Here is a 14,306-nt window from a genome sequence, read left to right as displayed (position 1 = left end):
TTAAGTATTCACCTAGAGCAATCTGTTAGCCTTGGATTCCAACAATCAACCAAGGTGCATTTGGCTTAGTTAAATCTCTTTCAAGGTGCCACAAGTCTTCAATATCTTCTTCGATATTCTCTGCCGCATCTTTATAACGACCGCTGAATTGCAAACTGATTTGCGCTTTTTCTGAGTCGTAATCTGCACGTACAATTTCAGCATCTACGTACATCACATCCGTATGCTGCTCACCTTGCAGTTTTGCTCGCTCTGCTTTTAGGTCTTCAAACAAGCTTGGAGAGACATACTCTTCAATCTTCTCAAGCTGGTTAAAGTTCCACGCACCTTGCAGGATGCGATAGTGCTCTCTTGCACCATCAACAAATGCAACCTGATCAAAACCCGGTGCAAAGTTATGCGGAACATCTGTTGCTGCGCCAAAACCACCACTAGTCGTTGAGCTACCTGAGCCTTGCTCGAAGTTTCTCTCATTTGCAGGCTCAAACTTTGGTTCTGGCGCTCCACCGAAGGCTGGCTGCTGTCGATGCTGATTAATACTGCCCTGCTTAGCTCCAAGCATACCGCGCACTAGCTTGAAGATTATGAAAGCAATCAAACCAAAAATAAGAATATCCATGAACTGGATACCATCAAAAGCACCGCCAAACATTGCAGCTAAAAGGCCACCAGCCAGCAAACCACCAAGCAAGCCGCCCATTAAACCTTTTTTGCTTGAGCTTTTTGCAGCTCCCGCCTGGTTTTTACCGACACTATTGGTATTCAAATTCTGTTGTTTCGGAGCAGGCGCTGTTTTAAAACTTTTGCCGAAAGAACGACCTCCGCCAAACTTTTTAGCTTCCGCAACTTGAGCTGTAACGACTGTCACCATAAGGATCGCTACAAGGGATAAAAACCGTTTCATGTTTTTCCTTAACGTATTCTAACCTATTCCTGAACAATCATAGCTTTTCAACTAGCACGTGAAAACACCTGTACTCTGAATTGATGTATCAGAATATTGCAAAACGAAAAGAGGTTTGTTGACGCTGGTATAGATACGTAACTAAAATATTGAACATTGTATTTTTACTGATTAATTAGAATGGCGCGCAGAAACGATCATACCCGAGAAGAGTTAACAGAGCTCACATTGTCAGAAGTGAAAAAGTTTTTAGCTGACAAACCTCACCACGAGCTCAGTTTGAGAAAGATTGCAAACCTTGTCGGCTATGTGCCAAGCACCTTGGTTAACATATTTGGTAACTACAACCTTTTGCTTTTGCATGTTATCGCCGAAACTCTGGATGAGCTTGCAGAGCAAGCCAAAGATATCTTAGCGAATGAAACAGAAGCAAAAGAAGCGCTGTATAAACTCGCCTACTGCTATCATGACTTCGCCCATGCCAATCGCTATCGCTGGCAATTAATCTTTGATCACAATATGAATGGCGAAGACCTTCCTAAATGGCAAGCGCAACGTATCGATAATATGACTGGAATGCTTGAAGGGCTACTTAAGCAACTCTCTCCAAACAGAGAAAAATCTGAAATCTTGGAAGCGAGTCGAGTATTGTGGGCCGGAGTCCATGGAGTCACGCTGCTCAGTGTTGACGACAAGTTCTTTGCCGCTGAGCCTATTGATGGTAAAAAACTAATATCGAACTTGATGTCACGCTATCTAATTGACTGGTAACACTTAAAGGACCCCACATGCCAAAAGACGACAATGGCAGTTTGCTTTCTGAACGACGTTTTCTCCCCTATTTTATTACACAGTTTTTTGGCGCTTTTAACGACAACGTTTTTAAAAACGTACTGTTAATTTTTGTTGCATTTTCTAGTGCGCAAGCGCTGCCTATCTCAAGTAATTTGTTTATCAATCTGGCTGCTGGGCTATTTATCCTGCCATTTTTTCTCTTTTCCGCCTCAGCAGGTGTATTAGCTGACAAATATGAAAAATCAGCATATATAAGAAAAGTTAAAATGTTTGAAATCGTCATTATGGCATTAGGCGCAATTGGTTTTATCACCAACAGCTATGGCATTTTGCTGTTCTTGCTATTTTTGATGGGCACACAGTCTGCTTTTTTTGGTCCAGTCAAATATGCTTTGCTCCCGCAGCACCTTAAACAAAATGAGCTGGTACCAGGTAATGCATTGGTCGAAACCGGGACATTTCTAGCGATACTCATTGGTACCATTGGCGCAGGTTTTATCGCTTCAGCAGAAAATGCAAAGTGGTTGGCTGGTATTTGTGTAGTGTTATTTGCCCTATTTGGCTATATCGCCAGCCGCTACATCCCTGTTGCTCCTGCTGCAGCACCCGAAATCAAGTTTCGCTGGCAGCCAATCAAACACACTAAGACGACGCTTTCTATATCCAAACAAGATCGAGTTATTTTTCAATCAATTATGGCGATTAGCTGGTTCTGGTTTCTCGGTGCCACTTATTTAACTCAGTTTCCTAACTTTACAAAAATCTATCTCAATGGGACAGAAAGTGCCGTTTCTTTTCTACTAGCCATATTCTCAATCGGCATCGCACTCGGCTCGCAGGTTTGTGACAAACTATCAGGCCACCGAATCGAGATCGGAATAGTCCCTATTGGTAGCTTGGGCATTACGGTATTTGGCTTTCTAATGGCCTATTCCATTCCTGATAGCCTACCCCATTTCACATCGCTGTATGATTTTGTTTCCTACACTTCATTGTGGCCTGTCTTTCTGTTTTTGCTGCTACTTGGGGCTTCTGGCGGCGTGTTCATTGTTCCTCTTTATGCTCTGATTCAACATCGATCCAAAGTAAACCAACGAGCACAAATCATCGCCGCACTTAACATATATAACGCGCTGTATATGGTGGGAAGCGCAGTGTTAGCGATCGTTGCCTTGTCTGTTCTAGAACTCACCATCCCGCAATTATTTATTGCTATCGCTGTTGTCAACTTCTTGATCACTTTGTTCCTTTGCTATCAAGTACCGATATTTTTGGTTCGTTTTGTCTTGTGGATACTCACTCACACAATTTATAAAGTGAAACATAAGAATTTACACCACTTACCAGAAGAAGGTGGCGCGCTGATCGTATGCAATCATGTCAGCTATATGGATGCTCTTTTGTTAAGTGCGATTTGCCCAAGGTTGATACGATTTGTGATGGAAGAAGATTACGCCAACTTTAAGCCACTGCAACGTTTTTACAAAAGAGCAGGTGTAATACCTATCTCTGCTAACAACAAGTCCTCTATTCGAGCGGCGCTAAAATCTGTCGACGAAGCATTGCAAAATGGCGAGCTAGTTTGCATTTTTCCAGAAGGCCACCTGACGTCTGATGGAGAGATTCAAGAGTTTCGTCGCGGTGTTGAACTGATTTTGAGAAAAGCCTCATCACCAGTGATACCTATGGCTCTTAAAGGCATGTGGGGAAGCTATTTTAGTCGATATAAAGGCCGTGCTTGCAAAGGAGTTCCAACCCGATTTAGAGCAGAAATTGAAATTGAAGCGTCAGCCCCAATCCACTCTACTGAGACATCATTAAGCTCTCTAAAAGAAGTCATCACTCAATTAAGAGGAGACTGGCGCTAACAAAACGAAGTGCCGTGTACCGCCCTTTCGGTTAACTCTATTCACAAGTATCCAAATAGAAAAACTGGCTACTTGTGTTTAGAGTTGCAATCTTCTGCCTTTCAATTTCGTTCAATTTATCTGAACGCATGTTAAAAACATTAATACTTATAGAACCTAAATCTTGTGTACAATTGTCATATCTTCTTCAATTGGTCCACTTTCATGGTATTAAAAAATAGCTATATTCCTTTCGGCTTAGCCATCCTGCTTACGCTAACTCCGTTTGTTAACTCTCCGATTGCATTGATCATTGGCTTTGCTATGGCAAGTTTTGGTCTCGTGCCACAAAACATTTCTCTTACTAAGTGGACAAAAAGATTACTGGCCTATTCGATTGTCGGCCTAGGGTTTGGGATCCCTTTACGCGAAGCGCTTACTGTGACCTCAGATGGCATCGGTCTGATTATCGCAACTATTGCAGGTACTCTCATTTTGGGGTGGTTTGTAGCAAAAGCGATCAAACTAAATAAAACAACGGGTTACCTTATCGCTTCAGGTACAGCAATTTGTGGCGGTAGTGCCATCGCAGCTATTGCCCCTGCAATCAATGCGGACGATGAACAAATCGGACTAGCTCTCGCCACGATATATGTACTTAATTCTATCGCTCTATTTCTATTTCCAGTCATTGGTCATGCGCTGCACCTTAGCCAAGAAACTTTTGGAATGTGGGCAGCTATCGCTATTCACGATACTTCTTCGGTCGTTGGAGCGGCTTCTGCTTATGGCAACGAAGCGCTAACAATTGCAACGACATTGAAGCTAACTCGCGCACTATGGATCATCCCTGTTGCCTTCTTAAGCGCTTTCTTATTCCGTAGCCACTCGAAAAAAATTACTATTCCATACTTCATTTTCTTCTATGTGATAGCAATAGGTATCAGCGATGTAACTCCGCAGTTTGAGGCGATTTACCACGGCATCTTTGTCGCTTCGAAAAAGCTTTTGGTGGTATGTTTATTCTTAATTGGTTGTGGAATCACTATCGAAAAGCTTAGATCAACAGGTGCCAAGCCGTTGCTGTACGGTGTCGGGTTATGGATATCAATTTCAGTCTCTTCATTGTCTTGGCTTCTATGGCACTAATTCTCTACTGCCAACCTTAACCACTACTTCTGGCTTTTCTGTACCGACACGTGAATACATAGAACGAACACGGTCAGAAAAGCCGTCATTTCGATTATCGACCTAAACAAACCGTAGCTTTGCGTTGCAATCACTAGCTGCAACAATGCAGCGCCGAGAAGAAACAATTTCATACCAAACCCTTATAGCCGGAATAAATAGACAACGACTGTCATTATGAGTCTTGGTTATAAAAAGGTTAAATTCTGTTTTGGACTATCAAATAACTCGATAGTTGGTGAAGTGAGACGTGACGTAATCTTTAACGTCTTTACGTGAGATTTTTATACCTGAGGTAAGCAATTCATCAGGCAAAATATAATACTGGCGAGGACGCTTAAAACGTTCGATTTTGCCTTCCAGCCACTCATTAATATTTAAACTGGCTAAGTCACTATTAGAAGCAACCAAGGCAATGGATACCGCTCCAAATTCACTGTCTTCGACAGCAACCACGATACAAGTATTCACCTGTTCATGGCGATTTATCACGACTTCTATTTCCTCACAGTGAACGTTTTCTCCTCCAGAGATAAACATGTTTCCCTCTCTGCCAAGAATACGAACTTCATTTCCAACCCACTCTCCAAGATCCTTGGTATCGAACCATCCTTCATCGTCAGTCAGGCTGTTCAGCTTGCCTTGAAAATAATAGCCACTCGCGAGTGTCTGGCCTGCGATGTAAATCTTGCCCTGCTCAACTCGCAGTTCTCGATTCGGCAACAATGTTCCTGCCGTATCATCTTCATTCACTCGCTTAGCCGTAACAGTAGAAGCCGCTTCAGTCATCCCATAGCCTAGCCATGTTTCGATATTTTGTTTGGCTGCTTGCAACCCCAAAGAGCTTGGGATGTGGCTACCGCCTAACAAAACACATTTAAGATTAAGAGTCTGAGATTGAGTCAGTAGTCTTTGTAGCTGCGTTGCAACAAGAGAAGCGTGAGTGACACCGTGAATATCTTCTTCTAACTTCCCACTACCAATTTTCATACATGCACCAGCAACTAGCCATCGATGAACAATGCTCAAACCAGAAACATGATACATAGGTAAACTCAACAACCAAGAGTCTCCATGTTTAAATTGTATCTTCTCAAGTAAACCCAAAGCTGACGCTCTGTGTTGATGGACATTGTGTGCAACCGCTTTGGCTTTTCCTGAAGAACCCGAGGTAAAAATCAATGATGAGATTCTTTTGGGTGAATATTGAGAATGGAGTGAAGAAAGCGATGCTGATATAGAGTGCAAAGATAGACTGGTCACAATAGAGCTTAATTCAGCCTGCTCTTCTGCAGTCATTTGTGTTTGTGCTTCAGGGCTAATCCAAACAAATCGAGTCTGTTTTTTCGTGTAGAGCGTTTCGAGCTTATCTTTCAACAAGGAAAGCGGCTGAGGCATGACGATGGAACATTTCGTTCCGAGCTCAATGCACGCAAGATAAACTACTACCAATTCGAAGCAATTCTTGCTGACACATGTCACTAAATCAGATGCACTGACACCTTGAGATATAAGGCTGCGAGATTGTTGGTCTACAAGCCGGTTAATCTCTCGCCAATTGTAGTCGCCATTTGGCGTTTTTAGCGCAATAGAAAATGGTCGCCGAGACGACCATTTTTTCCATTCAGGGACAAAGTTATCCACTACGAACGCCACATAACTTCTTGCTCAGAAAGTGGTACTACCGGCAGTTCGCAACCCGGCCAAGCTGTTTCAAGCTGGCACTCGAAGAATTTTACTGTATCCAAACCGGGCACTGTTTCTGGCAGTATCCATTTAGCTAATCGAGCCAATTGAGTGAGGCCAAAGCTTGACTCAATACTTGAGCTCAATACGGTTTGAATGCTCTGCGCCTGAGCTTTTTCAATCAGCTTGATACAAGCCTGAACCGAACCAATCAGCGTTGGTTTGATGACTAAGGTCTTTACACCTAGAAGATCTTCAATTGCAAAATCTTTGCGTGAGATTTCATGTTGGATCGTCTCATCCCAAGCAATCGCAATTCCGGTATCAATAGCAAAAGAAACGCTGTCGCCCGGCTGTTTACATGGCTCTTCGACATATGAGATGCGCTGACGCAGAGATGGCGTAATCTGTTTTGCAAATTCCATCGCCTGCGTTAAATCCCAAGAGCGGTTAGCATCTAAACGCAGCTTAAGCTCTGGAATCGCTTCCAAGAACAGGTTGACGAGCATGCCATCACGAATAGGCTCGTGGTAGCCAACTTTTATCTTAGCTACTTTTTTTCCATCCATAGCTTCTAGCTTCGGCAACAACGAATCTGGGTCACCAGTACATAGTGGCGCAGCTAAGTAATTACCTTCAGCTGGCAACTCGTCATTTAGCTCTAGCTCAGCCATAGAAAGACCAAATGCTACCGATGGAAAAAGCTTGTCGTAGTCAAACTGTCCGCCACGAACCCACATTTCTAATTGGTGTTGCGCTTGAACACCCGCTTCTTCGGTCGACTCCAAACTAAAGCAACTAAGTGGGGCAATTTCACCCCTACCCACTTTATCGCCTTCAGTAATTTCAGCAATAAAGCCTACCCTTTCAGACAGCTTTTGGCTTCTTAAGATGACACCACTATCCATAGGCAGTTTGTACCTATACAGCTTGGCAGATCTTGTCATTTCATTTTCCTTTCTTACAAATACTACTCAGCGCGATGATAATCCTTTCATCCAACATAACGCCTTTCGGCGAACAATTATGGATTACGTGGGAATTTATCAAAGTCTGGACGGCGTTTTTCATTAAACGCGTTTCGGCCTTCCTGACCTTCTTCAGTCATATAAAACATCATGGTGGCGTTGCCAGCTAACTCTTGCAAGCCTGCTTGACCATCACAGTCTGCGTTCAACGCAGCTTTTAGGCAACGCAGTGCCATTGGGCTATGTTGTAGAGTTTCTCGGCACCATCTCACCGTTTCTTTTTCTAGTTGGTCTACAGGTACAACAGTGTTTACTAGCCCCATATCCAACGCTTCTTGCGCATCGTAGAATCGGCACAAGAACCAAATTTCACGCGCTTTCTTTTGACCAACAATTCTTGCCATATAAGATGCGCCCCAGCCACCATCAAACGAACCGACTTTTGGCCCTGTTTGGCCAAACTGCGCATTTTCAGCGGCAATAGTAAGATCACACATCATATGTAGAACATGGCCACCACCGACAGCCCAACCTGATACCGCTGCAATCACTGGCTTAGGACAGGTACGGATTTGACGCTGAAAATCTAAGACGTTCAAGTGATGCGTACCGGAATCATCTTTGTAACCGCCGTAATCACCACGGATTTTTTGATCACCGCCCGAACAGAAAGCTTTTTCTCCGAGGCCCGTTAGAATGATAACTCCGACTTTTTCATCATAACGAGCATCTGCTAACGCTGTAATCATCTCTTTTACTGTTTGTGGGCGGAAGGCATTATGTACCTGTGGCCTAGCGATAGTAATTTTGGCAATGCCATCTTCAGATTTATGGTATTGAATATCTTCGTATTGAGCACCACAATCTTGCCAATTTACTGGTGCGTATAGTTCTTCTTCGCTGATGCCTACTGTTTTAGCCATGGAGACTCCAATTTTGCCTTGTCGCCAGCGTTAGGTTCCGAATCCGATTCCGATATAATAGACCTAATCACTTGCGAAAATATTTCCGGTTGCTCTTGATGGACATTGTGTCCTGCTCCGTTCACTTCACTATATGACAACTGGCTTTGTGCTGCTAAGCGTGAAAACTTAGTATCTTTAGAACCACAGACATAGTGAACGCGCATACTGAGTGCTTTTAGCTTGTCCAACAAGAATTCTTGTTTTGCTAACGATGTTGCGACTAACATACGTGCTACAGACTCGCCTAGATTATCACTTCGTTTCTGTATTAAGTTTTGTCTTTGCTCATGGTTTAGCGAACTAAACACCGGTTGCGTATACCAATCGAGCAAAACTTGTTCTATTTTTTCGCTTTCAAAGCGACTGGCCCATTGTTCATCGTTCCTAAGTCGCTGCATCTTTTGTTCATCGTTTATGAGGCCAAAGTTTCCCCCCTCGATAACTGCAGCATGCAAATTGAATGCATCATAGATGCCAGAAACTAAACCGTGCATGACAATTCTTGCACCAAGGGAATAACCAATCAGAACTACTGGAGTATCATCCTGAATGTGATGCTCTAAGGTTGATCTAACCAGTTGATCACAGTGCTCAAAATCTTCACATGAAACAAAGCGGCTCTCACCATGGCCCGGCAAATCAATACCAATACATTGAAAGGGTTTAAGTTTCTTTATACAAATGCGCCAGTCTTCGCTGCTACCAAGCAAACCATGCAGAAAAACCAATGTAGGTAATTTTTTTGTACCTTTACGATAGACCCGGCTACCCAGCATGGATCACTTCGACAATTTGACTAAGCTGTGTACTTGACTCATTTGGAGGAACAGATATTTCTATCATCATTGCGCCTACTCCGTGATCGATATGATTCCTTAACGACGCCTGATATTCCGATAACGTCTTCGGTTTGTTATAAGACAAGCCGAACTGTTTAGCTGATTGCTCAAACTCAAAGCCGTGAGGCATTTGATATAAGCGTCGTTTTTTATCTTCTGGCACTGGTAATAAATTGAAAATCGCACCGCCATCATTATTTAGTACGACAAGTACAAGAGGTAAACGTTCAGATAATAACGGCAATGAATTTAAATCATACAGAAGAGTTGTATCACCAATGAATGCCACCATCGGCTTTTGCGTAACGCTTTGTGTACCAGCAATGGTCGCAACATTGCCATCAATGCCGGAAGCTCCGCGATTGGTATACACCTCTTTTTCGTCTATTTTAGAGAACATATCCACTAAACGAACAAACAAACTGTTACCGAGAAATAGTTGGATATTGTTAGGTAGGTTTTCAAGTAAACAAGCTAAGGCTATCTCACTAGGAGCAGCGCTTTCTGCTATCTTTGATGCCACCAACTCTTCAATCGCGACTGCATTAGCATTAACAGAGTCAGCCCAATTTGCATACGTAGATTTATGTGGCCCAACCGCGTTGCTTTGTACTAACAGCCACTCGTAAATATCGGCGACATAATGTAGCTGTGGTAAGTGCGATTGATTGTTGCGAGTTGCCTTTGGCGAAACGTAAACATAGTCACAGCCGTCACTAACCTGCCGCTCTAGCCAAGCATTAAACCGTTTGGATATGATTTGAGCGCCAAGCTGGATAACAAGATCACATTGACTAAGAGATTGTCCACTCTTTCGATTTTGCAGCCATAAATCATAGTGCGCCCAATCACTGCTCACACCAGATTGAGGATCAGCCAAAAGCGGCCAACCCAATTGCTCAGCAAATTGTTTCGCTTGCTGAGCTTCCTGTAACGTTACTCGGCCTAGAACGATAAGGCCTTTTCTCTCCAAAATATTAGAGTCAAGCGGGACATACATTGAAGGTTGATAGACACGCTGACAATAGGTTTGGCTAGAGTCAGTCCAAGATTGTATCTGAGACTGGTATTGGTCAAATAAGCCCTGACTCGATTGGCTGTATAAAGGCTCTGGGAAAGGGCAATTTATATGAACTGGCCCGTCATTTAACGTCTGTTTAAACATCACGTCATCAAGCGTCGTTAGCAGCCAATTCAAAGAATGCTCAGTATTTGGGCTAGGCAGATACACTGCCTCTGTTACATGCTGGGCAAAAATACCGACTTGATTAATGGCTTGATTCGCCCCGCAGCCAACCAGTTCGACAGGTCTATCCGCAGTCAATGCGACCAGCTTTTCTCCGGTTAAGTTGGCTTCAGCAATCGATGGCAAAAGATTTGCCACCGCTGTACCTGAAGTAACGATAATAGCGACAGGCTGTTTGCTTGCTTTTGCTAAACCTAGAGCAAAATAGCCTAGGCCTCGCTCATCAAAATGCGTATGAAGTTCTAGTTTTTTGTTGCCTTCTGCTTCTAGAGTCAATGGCGTTGAACGAGAGCCGGGAGCAATGCAAACATGTTTTACACCAAACCTAGCTAATTCTTCTAAAATGACCTTACACCAGATTCGATTCAATACGGCTTGGTGTTTCATGAAGCAACACCCAATGGAGTGTTCTCTGAAATCAAAGACAGTAATGTGGATAATTTTTTGTTGAGCTCTTGCCACTCAACATCAGCTATAGAACCCGGTACGATTCCAGCGCCAGCATATAGTTTCACGACTTTATCCAGAACCAATGCACTTCGAATCGCGACACAAAATTCCGCCTGTTTATGGCTGACAAAGCCAACCGAACCGGCATACCAACCACGAGCAAATGGCTCATGTTTTTCAATAAACTGCTTAGCTTCTTTTCTCGGTAAGCCCGCTACTGCCGCTGTCGGTTGAAGCGCACCTAACAACTCAACACCTTTTATACCAGCATTTAATCTGGCATTAATATCACGCTTCAAGTGCTGTAGTTGGCGCAAGCGAACTAGCCTCGCATCAGTTTCAACTTCAATGCTCTCAACATGAGGAGAAAGGCGTTCGACAATATCATCAACGACGTATTGATTTTCGTTGAGGTTTTTCTCATCTTGCGACAGCCATCGTGCTAGCTCCATATCTTGAGCAGCATCACTACCACGGCCTATGGTGCCCGCTAATGCTTCAGTATGAAGCTCTTGATCGTAGCGAGAATATAAACATTCTGGAGTCGACCCAACAAAGCTGTGCTTTTTATCCAAAGCCATCAAAAAATGGTAGCTGTGGTGATTAGCTTCGTGACTCGCTTTTAAAAGCTGGGTTGCAGACAGCGGCACATCTAAGTTCACCGTGGTTTGGCGAGCTAATACAACCTTCTTAAACTCTTGGTTGGATATACCGTTCAACACTCGCTCAACCATATTGCCCCAATCTTTTTTCTCTGGGAGATGTTCAATAGACTTAATGTGAGCTGAAATTGGCAGAATTTGCCGTACTTCTTTTCTTATTTTCTGCAGGCTTGCCAACGTACGATGCCTTTCACGGTTCAAGTTCGCTGCCAGCGTCCACTGATTATCAAATCGAATCAGCTCGATCTGCGGTAAGAAAAAGAACGATGGCATACAACGCTGATTCTTCTCAGTGTGGCCATCGAAAGAGCGACCACCCCATACTCGCTGATCGTCGCCCAAGATGGCATAAGCTGGAGCAATATCTGAAAAAGAATACAGTGTTCCTAAAGCGACGACTTCTTCTCGTGTATTTCTCGATTGCCAGTAAAATTTCGGATAAATCGGCTGAGAGTCGAGCCAATCTATCAAGTCAAATTCAGGCTTTTCATCAAGCGGCTGCGTCACACGAAACTCGTCGTCTTTTGCTTGTTTTACTCTTTGGATCAATTGAGTTAAGGCTCGATAAAAATGTGACAAATCAACCTCGAAATACTGTGAGTTATAAGAAAAAGATATTATCCGCGGCTACTCTATTTATAGACCCTACTCAGATCAAGAACAACATCAATTTTTGTCGGCTATTAACAACTTTATTTGCACGCGCTCACTCTTATCCTTCTCAACTCAGCTAGGAGTAAAAGAATTTGCAGATTTTTATACTAAAAAAAGGCACATTGATGTAATTTATACCCAAGCAATTATAAATTTTCGGGAAATCAACAATGCAAAATATCGGGATGTCTTCCAAACTCGATAACGTATGCTATGACATACGCGGTCCGGTACTCAAACATGCTAAGCGAATGGAAGAAGAAGGACATAAAATTCTAAAGCTCAACATTGGTAATCCGGCCCCATTTGGTTTTGACGCCCCCGATGAAATTCTAGTAGACGTAATTCGTAACCTTCCAACCTCTCAAGGTTACTGCGACTCCAAAGGTATTTACTCGGCAAGAAAAGCCGTTGTTCAGCACTATCAAAAGAAGGGCTTAAGAAGCCTCGATGTTGAAGATGTCTTTATCGGCAATGGCGTTTCTGAGTTGATTGTCATGGCGATGCAAGCGTTGCTTAACGATGGCGACGAAATGCTTGTACCAGCTCCTGATTATCCTCTTTGGACCGCGTCTGTGTCTCTATCTGGCGGAAATGCAGTTCATTACCTCTGTGATGAAGAAGCAGATTGGTATCCAGATCTTGATGATATTAAGAAGAAAATCACCAAGAAAACTCGTGGGATTGTGCTGATCAACCCCAACAACCCAACAGGTGCTGTATACAGTCGCGATTTTCTACTTGAGGTGGTTGAGATAGCTCGCCAGCACAAGTTAATTATTTTTGCTGACGAGATTTATGACAAGGTTCTGTTTGATGGCGCAACACATACATCAGTTGCCACTTTGGCGGACGATGTTTTAGTCATGACGTTTAATGGCTTGTCAAAAGCATACCGAGTATGTGGCTTCAGAAGTGGTTGGATGTTTTTAACAGGTCCCAAACACCTAGCGAAAGCGTACATCGATGGTTTAGAAATGCTTGCTTCCATGCGTTTATGCGCAAATGTTCCAATGCAGCATGCAATCCAAACAGCTCTTGGCGGTTATCAGAGCATTAACGAGTTGATTCTGCCGGGTGGGCGCCTTCTTGAGCAGCGTGATCGGGCATGGGAACTTATCAATGACATTCCTGGGATTTCTTGTATTAAGCCGAAAGGGGCGATGTATTTATTTCCCAAAATTGATACCAAAATGTACAACATAAAAGACGATCAGAAGTTAGTGCTCGACTTTCTAATCCAAGAGAAAGTCCTACTGGTTCAAGGCACTGGATTCAACTGGCCTAAGCCGGATCACTTCCGTATTGTCACTTTGCCTCATGTGGAAGATTTAGAAACGGCGATTGGGCGTTTCGGTCAGTTTTTGTCTACGTATCGTCAATAGCCACTTAATCCAATTGGCACTGTGCTAAGGGCTTAAAGCATTAAGCCCTTTCCAGTTTCAGATGGCTAATTTGTTGATGAGATCTTATCTAGCGTCGTTGTACAGCTATCGCAGAATACATCCATAAAGACTTGCACTTCTGGCATTTGCTTAGCAAGCGATTCAATCCTTTCATCCAAACCGTCTTTGACATGACGAAACTCATCATTGTTGAACCTTAGCTCATTCATCGTTTTGATGTAGGCTGCTAAGATGTCTGCCGCTTTCACGATGGCTTTATATTCTTCATCCACATTTTCTTGAATGAGAATGTCAGTAAACTCCTCTCTTAAGTCTTCCGGCAAGGTTTCAAGGCATTCAATTTCCGCTAGGTTCTCCAACTTTTTAAACGCTGCGGTAAATTCTGGGTTGTGATATTTAGTTTTAGAATTAATGTCTTGCAGTTTCGTTTCTGATATCTCGTGATAAATGGCAATGGTCGCAGCCCTCTCTGGGCTGAGCTTGCCGTTGAAGCGCTTATTTCTTATCACGGTAAGAAGGTGAGCAATAACAGAAACTTGGTGACAGTGCTCAGACACATTCTCTTCTTGGAAACAATGCATCAATGCCCAGCGCTTGATGAGGGGCATCCTTGTTATCCAAGCCATGAAAACACTTTGGTTTTTTTTCATTCATCCTACTCCGCAATATTAATAAAATGAGTACGGTAAAACATCC

The 14,306-nt window shown here is 43.2% G+C and carries 13 protein-coding genes; 4 read left to right on the top strand and 9 right to left on the bottom strand.

The window, feature by feature from the left end; genetic code table 11:
- Positions 1–25: 25 nt before the first annotated feature.
- Positions 26–904 carry a Tim44 domain-containing protein gene (locus tag L7A31_RS10055; RefSeq protein WP_237361380.1) on the bottom strand — a complete coding sequence of 293 codons (879 nt, stop codon included), beginning with the start codon at positions 902–904 and terminating at the stop codon, positions 26–28.
- Between the two features lie 180 nt (positions 905–1,084).
- Between L7A31_RS10055 and L7A31_RS10050 the strand changes: the two genes are divergently transcribed.
- From L7A31_RS10050 to L7A31_RS10040, 3 genes are all read left to right on the top strand, one after another.
- Positions 1,085–1,675 (top strand): TetR/AcrR family transcriptional regulator, encoded by a 591-nt coding sequence (locus L7A31_RS10050; protein ID WP_237361379.1) that lies wholly within the window; start codon positions 1,085–1,087, stop codon positions 1,673–1,675.
- Between the two features lie 17 nt (positions 1,676–1,692).
- Complete coding sequence (locus tag L7A31_RS10045; protein WP_237361378.1) at positions 1,693–3,567, top strand: MFS transporter; 1,875 nt, start codon at positions 1,693–1,695, stop codon at positions 3,565–3,567.
- 204 nt (positions 3,568–3,771) lie between these two features.
- Positions 3,772–4,695 (top strand): YeiH family protein, encoded by a 924-nt coding sequence (locus tag L7A31_RS10040; RefSeq protein WP_237361377.1) that lies wholly within the window; start codon positions 3,772–3,774, stop codon positions 4,693–4,695.
- A 23-nt stretch (positions 4,696–4,718) separates the two neighbouring features.
- Here the strand turns inward: L7A31_RS10040 and L7A31_RS10035 are convergent, their stop codons facing one another.
- From L7A31_RS10035 to L7A31_RS10005, 7 genes are all read right to left on the bottom strand, one after another.
- On the bottom strand, positions 4,719–4,868 hold the full coding sequence (locus L7A31_RS10035; protein ID WP_237361376.1) for a hypothetical protein: 150 nt from the start codon (positions 4,866–4,868) through the stop codon (positions 4,719–4,721).
- A gap of 85 nt (positions 4,869–4,953) precedes the next feature.
- Positions 4,954–6,378 carry an o-succinylbenzoate--CoA ligase gene (gene menE, locus L7A31_RS10030; RefSeq protein ID WP_237361375.1) on the bottom strand — a complete coding sequence of 475 codons (1,425 nt, stop codon included), beginning with the start codon at positions 6,376–6,378 and terminating at the stop codon, positions 4,954–4,956.
- Entirely contained in the window at positions 6,378–7,367 is a 990-nt protein-coding gene (gene menC, locus L7A31_RS10025) for an o-succinylbenzoate synthase (RefSeq protein ID WP_237361374.1), read from the bottom strand. Before menC ends, menE begins: the two co-directional genes overlap by 1 nt.
- Positions 7,368–7,444: 77 nt before the next feature.
- Complete coding sequence (gene menB / locus L7A31_RS10020) at positions 7,445–8,311, bottom strand: 1,4-dihydroxy-2-naphthoyl-CoA synthase (protein WP_237361373.1); 867 nt, start codon at positions 8,309–8,311, stop codon at positions 7,445–7,447.
- Positions 8,296–9,129 (bottom strand): 2-succinyl-6-hydroxy-2,4-cyclohexadiene-1-carboxylate synthase, encoded by an 834-nt coding sequence (menH, locus tag L7A31_RS10015; protein ID WP_237361372.1) that lies wholly within the window; start codon positions 9,127–9,129, stop codon positions 8,296–8,298. The genes menB and menH overlap by 16 nt, the downstream gene beginning before the upstream one ends.
- The gene (gene menD / locus L7A31_RS10010; protein WP_237361371.1) at positions 9,119–10,825 is read right to left on the bottom strand and encodes a 2-succinyl-5-enolpyruvyl-6-hydroxy-3-cyclohexene-1-carboxylic-acid synthase; all 1,707 of its coding nucleotides are present in this window, start codon (positions 10,823–10,825) and stop codon (positions 9,119–9,121) included. The genes menH and menD overlap by 11 nt, the downstream gene beginning before the upstream one ends.
- Positions 10,822–12,129, bottom strand: coding sequence for an isochorismate synthase (locus tag L7A31_RS10005; protein ID WP_237361370.1), 1,308 nt, complete (start codon positions 12,127–12,129; stop codon positions 10,822–10,824). The genes menD and L7A31_RS10005 overlap by 4 nt, the downstream gene beginning before the upstream one ends.
- A 245-nt stretch (positions 12,130–12,374) precedes the next feature.
- Between L7A31_RS10005 and L7A31_RS10000 the strand changes: the two genes are divergently transcribed.
- Positions 12,375–13,589 (top strand): pyridoxal phosphate-dependent aminotransferase, encoded by a 1,215-nt coding sequence (locus L7A31_RS10000; RefSeq protein WP_237361369.1) that lies wholly within the window; start codon positions 12,375–12,377, stop codon positions 13,587–13,589.
- A gap of 65 nt (positions 13,590–13,654) precedes the next feature.
- Here L7A31_RS10000 and yfbR read toward each other — a convergent pair whose 3' ends face one another.
- Entirely contained in the window at positions 13,655–14,260 is a 606-nt protein-coding gene (gene yfbR, locus L7A31_RS09995; RefSeq protein WP_237361368.1) for a 5'-deoxynucleotidase, read from the bottom strand.
- Positions 14,261–14,306: the final 46 nt, after the last annotated feature.

This window comes from Vibrio marisflavi CECT 7928 (assembly GCF_921294215.1).
Lineage (GTDB): Bacteria > Pseudomonadota > Gammaproteobacteria > Enterobacterales > Vibrionaceae > Vibrio > Vibrio marisflavi.
Note: the sequence above shows the minus strand (reverse complement) of the source record. Positions and strands in the feature narration are given on the sequence as shown.

Coding starts and splice junctions, on each gene's coding strand:
- L7A31_RS10040 (WP_237361377.1), top strand. CDS start 3,772: ATGGTATTAAAAAATAGCTATATTCCTTTCGGCTTAGCCATCCTGCTT.
- L7A31_RS10035 (WP_237361376.1), bottom strand. CDS start 4,868: ATGAAATTGTTTCTTCTCGGCGCTGCATTGTTGCAGCTAGTGATTGCA.
- yfbR (WP_237361368.1), bottom strand. CDS start 14,260: ATGAAAAAAAACCAAAGTGTTTTCATGGCTTGGATAACAAGGATGCCC.
- L7A31_RS10000 (WP_237361369.1), top strand. CDS start 12,375: ATGCAAAATATCGGGATGTCTTCCAAACTCGATAACGTATGCTATGAC.
- menD (WP_237361371.1), bottom strand. CDS start 10,825: ATGAAACACCAAGCCGTATTGAATCGAATCTGGTGTAAGGTCATTTTA.
- menC (WP_237361374.1), bottom strand. CDS start 7,367: ATGACAAGATCTGCCAAGCTGTATAGGTACAAACTGCCTATGGATAGT.
- L7A31_RS10050 (WP_237361379.1), top strand. CDS start 1,085: ATGGCGCGCAGAAACGATCATACCCGAGAAGAGTTAACAGAGCTCACA.
- menH (WP_237361372.1), bottom strand. CDS start 9,129: ATGCTGGGTAGCCGGGTCTATCGTAAAGGTACAAAAAAATTACCTACA.
- menB (WP_237361373.1), bottom strand. CDS start 8,311: ATGGCTAAAACAGTAGGCATCAGCGAAGAAGAACTATACGCACCAGTA.
- L7A31_RS10055 (WP_237361380.1), bottom strand. CDS start 904: ATGAAACGGTTTTTATCCCTTGTAGCGATCCTTATGGTGACAGTCGTT.
- L7A31_RS10045 (WP_237361378.1), top strand. CDS start 1,693: ATGCCAAAAGACGACAATGGCAGTTTGCTTTCTGAACGACGTTTTCTC.